Here is a 12,116-nt window from a genome sequence, read left to right as displayed (position 1 = left end):
CTGCCCGCCACACTGGACCCATGCACACCCATACCTCGTCGAGCGGCCGGGTGCTCGTCGTCGAGGACGAACGACCGCTCGCCCAGATCGTCGCGGACTACCTCGCCAAGGCCGGGTACGACGCGATCCAGGTCCACACCGGACCCGACGGAGTCAGCACCGCCCGCGACCTCGATCCGGACCTCGTCGTGCTCGACCTGGGTCTGCCGGGGCTGGACGGCGTCGAGGTCTGCCGCGAGATCCGCACCTTCTCCGACTGCTACATCATCATGGTCACCGCCCGCGACGACGAGATCGACAAGCTGATCGGTCTCGGCGTGGGCGCCGACGACTACCTCACCAAACCCTTCTCGCTGCGCGAGCTGGTCGCGCGGGTCCAGGCCGCCCTGCGACGGCCGCGTGCCAGCAGGCTCGCGGCCGCGCCCGACGCCGGACACGCGTGGACCTTCGAGGGGCTGACGGTCGACACCGCCACCCGTGAGGTGACCCGGGCCGGCGTACCGGTCGGGCTGACTCGTACCGAGTTCGACATCCTCGCCTCCCTCGCCGAGCATCCTCGCCGTGCCTTGAGCCGCCAGCAGATCGTCGACATGGTCTGGGGCGAAGGCTGGGGCGGCGACGCGCACATCGTCGATGTCCATGTCGCCCACCTGCGCAAGAAGATCGGCGACGATCCGGCCACGCCCCGTTACGTCGACACCGTGCGCGGCGTCGGCTACCGGTTCGTCGCCGAGCCCTCGAGAGAGGCTGCCGAATGAAGCGACCGACCTGGCGGATCGGCACTCGCCTGCTCCTGGCGCAGGCACTCGTCCTCGTCGCCGCGATCCTCACCGCGGCAGTGATCGCCGCCCTCGTCGGGCCACCGATCTTCCAGGCGCACATGCTTCGGGCCGACCACGCACCCGACCCGTCCGAGCGGATGCACGTCGAGGAGGCCTATCGCACCGCCAGCGCGATCTCTCTCGGCCTCGCGGTCGCCGCCGCCCTCCTGATCGCCCTGCTCGTGACCTGGTATCTCACGCGTCGGTTCCAGACGCCGCTCACGGACATGACCCGCGCCGCCACCGCGATGGCAGGCGGAAGGTACGACGCCCGCGTCCCGGTCGGTGACGCCGGCCCCGAGATGGACTCCTTGGCCGTCGCGTTCAACTCGATGGCCGGCGAGCTCGCCCGGACCGAGGACACCCGGCGCCGGCTGCTCTCGGACCTGGCGCACGAGCTGCGTACTCCTGTCGCGACGCTCGCCGCCTACCTCGAAGGACTCGAGGACGGCGTCACCCCGTGGAACGAAGACACCCGCACACTGCTGGCCGACCAGGTGCACCGCCTCGGCCGCTTGGCGGGCGACATCGATGCGGTGTCTCGGGCGGAGGAGGGGCGTCTGAGCCTCGAGCCGGCGCCGGTGGCGGTCGCGGATCTCGTGGAGACGGCCGTACGAGCACAACAGGCGTCGTACGCCGCGAAGGGCGTCGCCCTCAGCATCGACGGCGGACCTCCCGTCACGATCGACGCCGACGAGTCCCGACTGATCCAGGTCCTGACCAACCTCCTCGACAACGCCCGCCGGCATACGCCGGAGCATGGCAGCGTGAGCATCGACTGGGACCGCGTGGACCAGCGCGTCAGGATTCGCGTCACCGACACCGGCGACGGCATCCCCGCGGCCCAGCTGCCGCACATCTTCGAACGCTTCTATCGCGGAGACACCGCCCGCGACCGCGAGCACCAGGGATCGGGGATCGGCCTCACCATCAGCAGGGCCATCGCGACCGCCCACGGCGGAACCCTGGAGGCAACCAGTGGCGGAGCCGGTGCCGGCTCGTCGCTGGTCCTGACCCTCCCCGTGTCACGGACGTACGCCGCGTGATGCCGCCGTGGATCGCCGGCTACCAGCGGCGCTGGCTGTGGCTCGACCTGCTCGCCGGAGTGACGATCACCGCCTACCTGGTGCCCCAGGTGATGGCGTACGCCGAGCTGGCCGGTCTCCCTCCCGAGACCGGGCTGTGGGCGTGCGTCGGTGCGATGGTGGTCTACGGGCTGCTGGGCACCTCCCGGCTGCTCTCGGTCGGTCCGGAGTCGACCACCGCGCTGATGACGGCGGCGGCGATCGGCGCCACCCCGGCCGCGGCCGACGACCCCGCCTCGTTCGCGGCGACGCTCGCGCTCGTCGTCGCCGCGATCTGCGTGGTGGGCTGGTTCGTGCGGGTCTCGGTGCTGGCCGAGCTCTTCTCGCGTCCGGTGCTGGTCGGCTACATGGCGGGGATCGCGGTCCTTATGATCATCTCCCAGCTCGACAACCTCACCGGCGTCGCGATCACCGGCGACGGGGTGCTGGCGGAGCTGCGCAGCTTTCTCGGCAACCTCGACCAGGTCCATGTCCCCACGCTGCTGCTCGGTGGCGGCGCAGCCGCCGCGATGATCGTCGGCTCCCGGCTCGCCCCGCGGGCACCGGTGGCGCTGATCGGCATGCTCGCCGCCACTGCGCTGGTGGCACTGCTCGGTGAGGGGTCCGGGCTACGGCTGGTCGGCGATATCCCGAGCCGGCCTCCGGCCCCGGGACTCCCGATCCTGGACCCGGGCACCATCGTCGCGATGCTCGCCCCGGCACTCGGCGTCGCCTTCGTCGGCTACACCGACAACATTCTCACCGGCCGCGCCTTCGCCCGCGGCGGCGAACATGTCGACGCGCGGCGGGAGCTGCTCGCCCTGGGCGGAGCCAACCTCGGCTCGGCGCTTCTGCACGGGTTCCCGGTCAGCAGCAGCGGCAGCAGGACCGCCATCGGTCACGCCGTGGGCGGGCGTACGCAGCTGACCTCGTACTTCGCGGCCGCCACCACGGTGGCCGCCGTGCTGCTCCTGGCGCCGGTCCTGGAGGCGTTCCCCGAGGCCGCGCTCGGCGCTGTCGTGGTCTACGCCGCCACCAAGCTGGTCGAGGTGGGCGAGCTGCGCCGCTTCGCCCGCTTCCGGCGCAGTGAGCTCGTTCTCGCCCTGGTCACGACGGTGGCGGTGCTCGCCGCCGGGGTGATGTGGGGCGTACTGATCGCAGTGGGCCTCTCGGTGCTCGACCTGCTGCGGCGGGTCGCTCACCCGCACGACGCGGTCCTCGGCCACGTACCAGGGCTGGCCGGCATGCACGACGTGGACGACCACCCCGAGGCCGAGGAGGTGCCCGGCCTGCTGGTCTACCGCTACGACTCGCCGCTCTTCTTCGCCAACGCCGAGGACTTCCGCACCCGCGCGCTCGCGGCGGTCGACGCCGCCGAGCGGCCGGTGGAGTGGTTCCTGCTGAACGCCGAGGCGAACACAGAGGTCGACGTCACCGCGGTGGACGCGCTGGAGGCGCTCCGCGCCGCGCTGAGCGAGCGAGGCATCGTCTTCGCGATCGCCAGGATCAAGCAGGATCTGCGTGATTCGCTGGCTCCCTCCGGCATCCTGGACCGGATCGGTGAGGAGCGGCTCTTCCCGACCCTTCCCACCGCCGTCGAGGCCTACCGGCAGCGGTAAGCGGCGGACCAAGGTCCTCGGATCCCGGAACCGACGTCCCTGCCCGCTGGCGCCGACCTCGATGAGAGTGGGAACGGGACGGCCGGATGCGCCGCGCCCGTGAGGAGACGACATGTCCGAGAACAACCGGATCCTGGTGGGCATCGACAGGGGAGCGGGTAACGGGGCGGCGATCGCCTACGCCGCGGCTGAGGCCGGCTTGGACGACGCCGACCTCTGGCTGGTGCACGTGACCCTGTCCCAGCCGGCCGATGTGATCGGCCCCTATCCCTACCCATCGTTCGGAGAGGACGTCCGCCGAGCCGGGAACGAGCTGCTGGAGAAGGCCACCGAGGAAGCCGTCGCGTATGTCGGTGCCGAGCATGTGACCGCGACCCTCCTGGAGAGCCCCGTGGTCTCCGGGCTGGTTCACTGCGCTGCCGCCGCCCGGCTGGTGGTCCTCGGCGACGATCGTAGACAGGGCCTGGAGCGCATCATGACCGGGTCGGTCATGAACCGGGTCGCGGGCCATGCGCCGGTCCCGGTCGTCATGGTGCCGAGCGGCTGGTCGCCCGAGAACTCGACTCGCAGGGTGGTCGTGGCGGTGAAGGACTGCGTGAGCTCGGCGGGACTGCTCGCCCAGGCCCTGAAGCACGCGGTCGACCGGAGCGCAGAGCTGGTCGTGCTCCACGCCTGGCAGCTGGACACCGTCTACGACGACATGACCGTGGCTCACCTGGACATGAGCGGCTGGGAGAACGACGCCCGCCGCGCCTTGAAGAACGCGCTGGTCCGCGCCCGTCGCCGAGTCCCGCACGCCGCAGACGTGGACGTCCGGATCGAGGTTCGCCACGGCCAGCCGGCCAGGGAAATCACCGAGGAGACCAGGAACGCCGATCTCCTGATCGTCGGCCGCCGCCGGCACTCCTTCCCCCTGGGGCGTCTGGGCAACACCGGCCGTGCGGTCATCCGCGAGAGCCGCTGCCCGGTCGAGATCCAGCCCCCGATTCCCGATGTCCTCACCGCCGCCGACCTCGTCCTCGAGCACGACGGCCTGTTCGAGAAGGCCGGCGTCGACCCGGCGCCCGCCGTCTGAGTCCCGGGCTCCGACGTGTCGACAGTGATGCCCCGCCGCCTGCGGTTCGGCCGGTCCTGGTTCGTCCGGTGGACCGTGACGGTCACGGTGGCGGAGACTTTGGGGTTCATCGCGCCTGCGTTCATCGGCACCATCACGACCGGCCTGCCGACCTACGCGGCCCTCCCGGCGCTGCTCGCGGCGGGGGCGGTCGAGGGCGCCGTCCTCGGCTGGGCGCAGGTGACCGTGCTTCGTCGCGCGGTCCCTGGTGTGAACGTCCTGCGCTGGGTGATGCTCACCGCGGGGGCGGCGGTGGTGGCGTACCTGCTCGGGACGGTGGTCACGCTGGCCGCGGCCGGATCGGAGTCGGTGCGCATCGTCGTTTCCGCCCTGTGCGGCGCCCTCCTGCTGGCATCGATCGGGGGCGCGCAGTGGATCGAGCTGCGTCACCACGTGGCCCGGGCTGTCACCTGGATTCCGGTCACGGCTGTCGCCTGGCTCCTCGCCCTGGGCGTGTTCCTCGCCATCGCCACCCCGCTGTGGCACGAGGGCCAGCGGGTCTGGGTCGCCATCATGATCGGGGTGGGCGCCGGCGCCGTGATGGCGTTCGTCCAGGCGACGGTGACCGGATGGTGGTTGGTTCGGCTGTTCCACCCGACCCGGGAAGCACCGCTTCGGACAGCGGTGGACTCGAGATGAGATTCGTTCGCTCCAGCACAGCGGATCGGCTGCCCGATGCTGACCCGTCGTGGCACCGGCTCTACCGAGCGGGGGCAGTCTCGGCCGGCCTGGCTGTGGCCCTGTACGTCGCGGCCCTGGTGGTCTTCGCGGTCGCCGCGGCCCCTCCGGCCTCTGGCGGGGCGGAGACGCTCGAGTACGTCGATGCTCATCGCACGATCTACATCGCGCGTCAGCTGATGTGGCTGGTCCCGAGCCTCCTCCTCATGGTGGTCTTCCTCGCTCTCGCCATTGCGCTGAGCCATCTGGACAAGAGCTTCGCGATGATCGCAGGTGTGGTCTCGGGCGCATCGTGGGCGGTGTCGTTCGCCTGGCCGACCACCGGTGACGGTTCGCTGGCCATGGTCGTGCTGAGCGACAAGTACGCGGCCGCCACGACGGCGGCCGACCAGGCCGGCTTCGTGGCTGGGGCCGAGGTCCTGATCGCGCTCAACGATGTTCCGGCGGTGATCGGGGCTCTGCAGACTCTCGGCATCGTGCTGATCTCGCTGCTGATGCTGAAGGGCGTCGCCTGGAGGGGGCTTGCCTGGTTCGGTGTGGTGACCGGCGGCGTCGGGTTCGTCTCGGAGGTCCTGCGACCTGTCCTCGGCTGGGCCTATGCGTTCTACGGCGTCCTGCTGTTCGTATGGCTGATCTGGACAGGCTTCGCGCTGTGGAGACTGGCAGCGGAGGCGATCTCGGAGTCGGGTTCACAGCTGCCGTCCGGCCCGCGAGGGGACCGCGCGCAGCCAGAGGACCAGAGGGACGAGAGTCGCTGAGGCGAGTACGACGAACAACACGACGCCACCCAGCGTCGCCACGTCGGAGGCGGGATCGGCTCGGTGCCCGAGCCACTGGTCGACCGCGACACCGATCGCCTCGATCATCCAGAAGAACAGCCCGGCCCCGGCGAGGAAGACGCCCGAGGGCCGGCGCTGCCAGAGCAGCACGGCCACGATCGCCAGGGCGGGCAGCCAGACCGCGAGGTCCTGGACGTAGATGGGGTTGGTGGTCAGGCCGGTCCCGTCCAGGAAGCCGGGCGGGTCCTCAGCCAGATCAGGTACGACGAACCGCAGCCAGGCCAACGCGTTGAGCACGACCACGGTCAGGATGAACGCGGCGATGCTGCGCGCGGGCAGCCTGCTGCCCGGCACCAGAAGCGGCAGGGGGTCGAGCAGGACGCTGACCAATGACCACAGTGACAGCCCGAGCAGGGCGACGTAGGCCAGGAACAGCTCGTTGAAGGGTGTGGCGTACACCAGCAGAGTGGCGTTGTAGAGGAGGTAGCCGAGCGCGCCGATCAGGGCAGCCCGCCCCCGGACCGAGCAACGGATCGACGTGACCAGTCCCACCACCAGCACCGGCAGCGCCAGCGCGAACATGGTGAGCGCAGTGCCGCGCGCGGAGCCGTTCATCACCGGCGTCCCGTTGAGGATCCCGTCCACGAAGAACGTGGGACCGGCAGCGACCACCACCAGCACTGCAACGGCGGCACAGAGGCGCTGGGTCCGCCGACTGATCACTGCATCGCCCTCACGCGCTTCCAGCCGCGTCAATCGATGAAGCCTCTTCTGCCTGCCGCGCTGGTGTCCACGCCACCACGAGGGCACCCGTCACGAGGTAGATCACCTGCAGGAAATGGAACCCACGGATCGAGGCGACCTCTCCCACGATCCAGAACACCATGATCGTTCCCGCGACGATGCTGGCGAGCTGCCAGCCGTGGCTGCGTTTGGCAAGGGCGGTGGCGGCGATCAAGGAGCTGCCGCCTACCACGGCCATCAGGATCACGCCCGGGAAGTAGTTGCTGGGGAAGTCGGTGTCGCGGACCCAGGATGCCTGTTCGGGAATCCAGTCGGTCATCAGCGCGAGCCCTCCGACCGTGGCGCTCAAGCCGTTGAACAGCAGCAACCCGAGCAGGACCTTGCTCTTGCGGCTCATCGCGCCTCCGTCGCCGGGAACAGGTGGGGGTGTCATCCCTCATGACGTGACCACGCTGGCACCGCTCGAGGTCTCGAAGCAGGTGGCGAAGGTCCTCGTGACTCTGCGCCAAAGTCCTCACAACGAGCGTCCCGGTCACGACATGGTGGTCGATGGGGAACGGTTGGTGAGACTCAGCGAGTGACCTACGCCTGCCGTCGTCGGGGCTTTGGTCCCGGACCCGGAGGAACCCTGGCCCGTCCGCCCGTGCCCGGCCAGCCGGGAAGGTGACCACATGAGAGGTTGGGTCTGGTCGGCCGTGGCCGCCATCGTGGCCGGTTGCGGCATGGCCGCACTCATGGCGTGGTCCGTGCCCATGACGGTCGGTTGGTGGGCGGGCGCGAGCTTCATCACCGTCTCGCTGTTGGTGTGCCTGGGACCCGATACGGGCCCGATCCAGTGGAAGGTCGTGCTCGTCAGGAGCCTGCTGTGGCCGACCACGGCGCTGGCTGCCGCAGGGCTCATCTACGCGCTCGGTTGGACGAGTGGTCTGCTGGTGACCGCCGCGGGACTCGCCGCCGCCTGGGAGATGGGGTGGCTCGGCTGGCCCCCGCGCACCGCGCGACCGGTGAAGCGCCGTCACCGGGTGGGCAGGCGGCGCTCTCGCGCAGAGACAGCGGCAGAGTCAGCGGCAGTGGCGATCAGACCACACGTGATCGATCCGGTCGAGGCTGTCTTGGCGGTCACCGACGGGCTGACCGACTCGGACCTGTGCATGGCCTGGCGATCCAGCTATGTGGCCCTCGACCGGGCTATGGACCCGGGAGCGAAGCTGCGGGCGGTCGAGATCCGCGAGCTGCTTCTCGACGAGCTCGGGCGACGCGACGCCCCAGGACTGGAGGCATGGTTCCGTTCCGGTGCCCGGGCGGCAGGCGGCCCGGACCGCTATCTCCGGGGCGCAGCGCCTCGGCCGTGGGGAGGCGCGTGCTGAGCCTCGGGAGCCTGAGGACTTTGTTCCCGACCTGGCGGACCTACGTCCCTGGCCCCCTCCGCAACCGGCGGGTTTCGCTGAAGGCCACTGGAGCGATCAGCCGATCACCCGATCTCGTGAGGGAGGACATATGACCGCGACCTCGAGTCCTGGCGGGCAGACCGCGGTGGGCGAGGAGCCCTCGGGTCCCCCGACCCGCCCGCTGCCACCGCTCGAACCGAGGGTCGTGGTCGGCGTGGACGGCTCCGAGCCCAACCGAGCCGCTGTGGCGTACGCGATCGCGGAAGCGGCTGCCTCCGGCCGGCCGCTAGTGCCGATCGGCGCCGTCCGACACCCGGTGCGACATCAGGATGGCGCCGTCGACGGGCGCCGGTGGCCCGTGCTGAAAGAGATCGAGCGTCAGGTCGAAGCCGCACATGCCGGCGTACGGACGGTGTCGTTGATCGAGTTCGACCACCCGGTGCCGGCTCTGCTCGGGTACTCGGACGTGGAGGACCTGCTGGTTGTCGGCAAACGTGGCCTCGGCGGTACTCATCGGTTCCTGGTCGGGTCGACGGCGATGAGGGTCGCCGGACGGGCCCTCGGGACCGTGGTGGTCGTGCCGCCTGGATGGAGCCCGACGGACCACCGAGGGGAACCAGTGGTCGTCGGCGTGGACCCGGACAGTCTTCATGCACCGGTGCTGCGCGCCGCGTTCGAGCGGGCCCGCCGCGACGGGGTCGAGCTGGTGGTGATGCACTCGGTCAACCTGCGTCCTGTACTCGTCTGGGACCCGACCGCCAACGCACCGCTCGTACGCGACGGCCAGGAACGCAGCACCGTGAATCTCGAGGCAGCGATCAAACCGCTACGTGAGGAGTATCCGCAGGTCCGCCTCACGATCGAGCGAGACCGCGGCCACGCCGCCGGCATCGTCTTGGCCAGGTCGATCGGTGCTCAGCTGATCGTGCTCGGACGACGCCACGACGCGCGCGGCACCTGGGGCCTCGGACCGGTAGCACGCGAGGTGATTCACAACGCAGAGGTGCCTGTCGCCGTGGTGCCCTGCCCGTCCGAGCCGGATGACCACGATCGTTGAGCGGGCGCGGTCATGGACCTTGATCCCGATGTGCCCGGACCATGGTCTCTCCGCGCGGCGCATGGATGAGGGTTTGCTGGGGGCGTCTGTGGGAGCGAACCGGAGGAGCTGTGCGTTGCGATGACCTATGAGAAGGACCAGGTGAAGGAGAAGGACCAGGTGAAGGTCGTGGTCGGTGTCGACGGCTCCGAGCGCAACCGGGCCGCGGTGGACTACGCCGTCGCCTCGGCGCTGGCGACGAGCGGGCTGCTGACGCTGGTCGGGGTGGTCGACGTCGGCGTCCCTGACCAGCAGGAGGCCGCTGCGGCCCGGGGGCACGAATGGGTGCTCCTCGAGGACATCCGCGACCGCGTGGTGGCCGTGCACCCGCAGCTGAGCGTGCGTACCCTCGTCCGGTTCGGCCATCCGGTGTCCGCATTACTGGCGGCCGTCGGCGAGCGTGACCTGCTCGTCGTCGGGAAGCGCGGTATGGGTCCCTTGCGGAGCATGCGCATCGGGACCACCGCGCTCCGCCTCGCCGCTCGCGCGTCGTCTCCGCTGGTGGTGGTGCCGCCGGTATGGAACGCAAGGCCTCATCACCCGGGCACCATCGTCGTCGGCGTCGATCCGGCGGCGGATGACGAGGAGTCGCTCCGGCTGGCGTTCCGGGAGGCGATGCGGTCTGCGGCACCGTTGCGCGTCGTATCCGCGATCGACCTGCGGCCCATGCTCGTCTGGGACAAAGTCCTCGGCGCGCCCCTCTATCGGCAGTGGGAGCAGCGCAGCGTGGCGGCGTTGGAGGAACTGGTCGGCCCGCTCCGGGACGAGTTTCCCGGCGTGGCGGTCACCGCGGTGCGAGACAACGGCCACGCCGCCGACGTACTGACCGACCACGTCAGCGACCCCCAGCTCATCGTCCTGGGCCGAGATCATCACAACGGTGCCTCGATCGGACTGGGTGCGGTGGCGCGGGAGGTGCTCGACAGGGCCGAGGTCCCGGTGCTGGTCGTCCCCGTGGCGCGGCTGAACGGCCACGGCCGATCGGCACCGATGTCGGACTCGACGGCTGGGGCCGCCTAGAGCCTCCGGAGCCGGCCCAGGGGGTGGGCCGGAGCCGGGGAAGACGCCCGGTGGGGCTGGTCACGCATCAGCCTCACCGGGCAGTTCACTCGTCGAGCGGCGCGCGCCAGGTCAGCTGGGTCTCGCCGGGTTCGCGGTCGCCGATCGAGACCATTCCGCTGAGTTCGATCACGCGCTCTCGTATGTTGCGCAGCCAACTCCCCGTCGTTCCGAGGCCTCCGCCGTCAGTGACCTGGAGTCCCAACCACCGGCGGCCGTCCGCGTCGGTCTCGACGCTTACCTCGACGGAGACCAGGATGGCCTTCTCCTGCCGGGCGATGCTAGAGAGGACTTGGCGCAGCACGGCGAGAAGCTCGTTGCTAATCGTCTGCGGCACCGGCGTATCCACGAGACCAGTGGTGCGGAGCTCGGGAGTGAAGCCGAGAGCGCCGGCGTACTCGGTGAGCAGCGCGTGCAACGAGTCGCGAATCCCCTCCGCTGCGCTCGGCTGGAGCTGGAAGATCGTGGAGCGGATGTCGCGGATCGTGCTGTCGAGGTCGGCGATCGCCTCATCGATGCGGTGCTGCACCCCCGGACCGGTCGCCTTCACCCGGGTGCCCTCGAGGAGCAGGGCGGTCGAGAAGAGGCGTTGGATCACCAGGTCGTGCAGGTCTCGGGCGATCCGGTCACGGTCGGTGACAAGAGCCCCCGCTTGGTGCTCGGCGACCGCATGGACGCGGTCCAGCGCGACCGCCGCCTGGTCGGCGAACGAGGTGAGGAGATCGTGCTGGGACCGGGCGGTCCGGAGGTCGGAGACCACCGCGACGACGACTGCGGGCCTGTACAGATGGCCGCGCAGAGGCGCCAGCACGACCACGGATCCGTCGGCCACCGCCACGGGCGGCACGCTCTCACCCTTGGCGGCGGTCTCGAACGCTTCGCGGACCTCGATGCAGGTGGTGAGGATCTCCGCGGCGGGAAGCCCGTCCGTGGCCAGCACCTCCGGGCCGTCACTGCCTTGCTGAACCACACCGACGCCCTCGGCGCCGCAGGCCGGGCGTATGCAGGTGGCGACCAGCTCGACCGCGCGGACGGTCGTGGTGGGCATCTGGAGGGCGTTGTACATCTGCGACGAGGCGGCAAGCCAGGCGCGCTGCCGCTCGGCGGCGGCAAAGACCCGCGCGTTCTCGATCACGGTGCCGGCCGCGGAGGCCAGTGCGGTGACCAGGACCTCGTCCTCGTCGGTGAAGGGCCGGCCGTGGGCCTTCCCGGTGAGATAGAGGTTGCCGTAGACGGTGCCACGGATCGTCACCGGAGTGCCCAGGAACGACGTCATCGGCGGATGGTGCGGCGGGAACCCGTAGGAGGCTGGATGATCCTGCAGTCGTTCGAGACGGATCGGTCGCGGGTCGTTGATCAGCAGACCGAGGATGCCGCGTCCGTGAGGGTTCTGCCCGATGCGGGACCGGGTGGGCTCGTCGATCCCGTGATAGACGAACTCCACGAGCGTACGGTCGTCGCCGAGGACGCCGAGGGCACCGTAGCGGGCGTCGGTGATGGCGCGGGCAGAGCGCACGATCCGGTCGAGGACCCCGGGAAGGTCCAGATCGGAGTTCATGACGTTGATGGCGTCGAGCACTGCCCGTGCAGCATCCGGCAGCCCCGTCTCCGGCGATGCCATGACGTTCACTCTAGACCGGCGGCGCCGGGACTTCTCGGTAAAGGACTGCAGAGCCCCCACCTCGGTGATTTCCGCCTCGAGATCATCGAAACCGACGAGCGGTCACGGTCGGCAGTCCTGCGGCGCCGGGGAC

At 70.2% G+C, this 12,116-nt stretch carries 12 protein-coding genes; 9 read left to right on the top strand and 3 right to left on the bottom strand.

Translation table 11 applies throughout. The features are described from left to right. The first annotated feature begins 20 nt into the window (after positions 1 to 20). The 6 genes from AB0F44_RS02935 to AB0F44_RS02910 all read left to right on the top strand — a co-directional run bounded on the left by AB0F44_RS02935 (position 21) and on the right by AB0F44_RS02910 (position 6,054). Positions 21 to 758, top strand: a complete 738-nt coding sequence (locus AB0F44_RS02935; RefSeq protein ID WP_357352474.1) for a response regulator transcription factor — start codon at positions 21 to 23, stop codon at positions 756 to 758. Next, complete coding sequence (locus AB0F44_RS02930) at positions 755 to 1,867, top strand: HAMP domain-containing sensor histidine kinase (protein WP_357352473.1); 1,113 nt, start codon at positions 755 to 757, stop codon at positions 1,865 to 1,867. The genes AB0F44_RS02935 and AB0F44_RS02930 overlap by 4 nt, the downstream gene beginning before the upstream one ends. Next, on the top strand, positions 1,867 to 3,504 hold the full coding sequence (sulP, locus tag AB0F44_RS02925; protein WP_357352712.1) for a sulfate permease: 1,638 nt from the start codon (positions 1,867 to 1,869) through the stop codon (positions 3,502 to 3,504). The genes AB0F44_RS02930 and sulP overlap by 1 nt, the downstream gene beginning before the upstream one ends. A gap of 112 nt (positions 3,505 to 3,616) precedes the next feature. Then, on the top strand, positions 3,617 to 4,579 hold the full coding sequence (locus AB0F44_RS02920) for a universal stress protein (RefSeq protein WP_357352471.1): 963 nt from the start codon (positions 3,617 to 3,619) through the stop codon (positions 4,577 to 4,579). A 27-nt stretch (positions 4,580 to 4,606) separates the two neighbouring features. Further along, the gene (locus AB0F44_RS02915) at positions 4,607 to 5,257 is read left to right on the top strand and encodes a hypothetical protein (RefSeq protein WP_357352469.1); all 651 of its coding nucleotides are present in this window, start codon (positions 4,607 to 4,609) and stop codon (positions 5,255 to 5,257) included. Continuing rightward, positions 5,254 to 6,054 (top strand): hypothetical protein, encoded by an 801-nt coding sequence (locus AB0F44_RS02910; RefSeq protein WP_357352467.1) that lies wholly within the window; start codon positions 5,254 to 5,256, stop codon positions 6,052 to 6,054. The genes AB0F44_RS02915 and AB0F44_RS02910 overlap by 4 nt, the downstream gene beginning before the upstream one ends. Here AB0F44_RS02910 and AB0F44_RS02905 read toward each other — a convergent pair. After that, a complete protein-coding gene (locus AB0F44_RS02905; protein WP_357352465.1) occupies positions 5,986 to 6,798 on the bottom strand; it encodes a hypothetical protein in 813 nt (270 codons plus the stop codon). The two genes, AB0F44_RS02910 and AB0F44_RS02905, sit on opposite strands and share 69 nt — an antisense overlap. 10 nt (positions 6,799 to 6,808) lie before the next feature. Continuing rightward, positions 6,809 to 7,216: a hypothetical protein gene (locus tag AB0F44_RS02900; protein WP_357352463.1), complete on the bottom strand. Its 408-nt coding sequence runs from the start codon at positions 7,214 to 7,216 to the stop codon at positions 6,809 to 6,811. A gap of 274 nt (positions 7,217 to 7,490) precedes the next feature. Between AB0F44_RS02900 and AB0F44_RS02895 the strand changes: the two genes are divergently transcribed. From AB0F44_RS02895 to AB0F44_RS02885, 3 genes are all read left to right on the top strand, one after another. Then, entirely contained in the window at positions 7,491 to 8,186 is a 696-nt protein-coding gene (locus tag AB0F44_RS02895; RefSeq protein WP_357352461.1) for a hypothetical protein, read from the top strand. A 130-nt stretch (positions 8,187 to 8,316) separates the two neighbouring features. After that, on the top strand, positions 8,317 to 9,264 hold the full coding sequence (locus AB0F44_RS02890) for a universal stress protein (protein ID WP_357352460.1): 948 nt from the start codon (positions 8,317 to 8,319) through the stop codon (positions 9,262 to 9,264). Between the two features lie 120 nt (positions 9,265 to 9,384). Continuing rightward, entirely contained in the window at positions 9,385 to 10,323 is a 939-nt protein-coding gene (locus AB0F44_RS02885) for a universal stress protein (protein WP_357352458.1), read from the top strand. Between the two features lie 85 nt (positions 10,324 to 10,408). Here AB0F44_RS02885 and AB0F44_RS02880 read toward each other — a convergent pair whose 3' ends face one another. Continuing rightward, a complete protein-coding gene (locus tag AB0F44_RS02880; RefSeq protein ID WP_357352457.1) occupies positions 10,409 to 11,983 on the bottom strand; it encodes a GAF domain-containing protein in 1,575 nt (524 codons plus the stop codon). Positions 11,984 to 12,116 lie beyond the last annotated feature (133 nt).

Source organism: Nocardioides sp. NPDC023903 (assembly GCF_040639295.1).
In the GTDB taxonomy this organism is placed as follows: Bacteria; Actinomycetota; Actinomycetes; order Propionibacteriales; family Nocardioidaceae; genus Nocardioides.
This window is presented reverse-complemented; position numbering and strand designations above follow the sequence as displayed.

Bases quoted from the DNA above. Each gene is read 5' to 3' on its own strand.
- AB0F44_RS02935 (WP_357352474.1), top strand. From the start codon at position 21: ATGCACACCCATACCTCGTCGAGCGGCCGGGTGCTCGTCGTCGAGGAC.
- AB0F44_RS02930 (WP_357352473.1), top strand. From the start codon at position 755: ATGAAGCGACCGACCTGGCGGATCGGCACTCGCCTGCTCCTGGCGCAG.
- sulP (WP_357352712.1), top strand. From the start codon at position 1,867: ATGCCGCCGTGGATCGCCGGCTACCAGCGGCGCTGGCTGTGGCTCGAC.
- AB0F44_RS02920 (WP_357352471.1), top strand. From the start codon at position 3,617: ATGTCCGAGAACAACCGGATCCTGGTGGGCATCGACAGGGGAGCGGGT.
- AB0F44_RS02915 (WP_357352469.1), top strand. From the start codon at position 4,607: ATGCCCCGCCGCCTGCGGTTCGGCCGGTCCTGGTTCGTCCGGTGGACC.
- AB0F44_RS02910 (WP_357352467.1), top strand. From the start codon at position 5,254: ATGAGATTCGTTCGCTCCAGCACAGCGGATCGGCTGCCCGATGCTGAC.
- AB0F44_RS02900 (WP_357352463.1), bottom strand. From the start codon at position 7,216: ATGAGCCGCAAGAGCAAGGTCCTGCTCGGGTTGCTGCTGTTCAACGGC.
- AB0F44_RS02895 (WP_357352461.1), top strand. From the start codon at position 7,491: ATGAGAGGTTGGGTCTGGTCGGCCGTGGCCGCCATCGTGGCCGGTTGC.
- AB0F44_RS02890 (WP_357352460.1), top strand. From the start codon at position 8,317: ATGACCGCGACCTCGAGTCCTGGCGGGCAGACCGCGGTGGGCGAGGAG.
- AB0F44_RS02885 (WP_357352458.1), top strand. From the start codon at position 9,385: ATGACCTATGAGAAGGACCAGGTGAAGGAGAAGGACCAGGTGAAGGTC.
- AB0F44_RS02880 (WP_357352457.1), bottom strand. From the start codon at position 11,983: ATGGCATCGCCGGAGACGGGGCTGCCGGATGCTGCACGGGCAGTGCTC.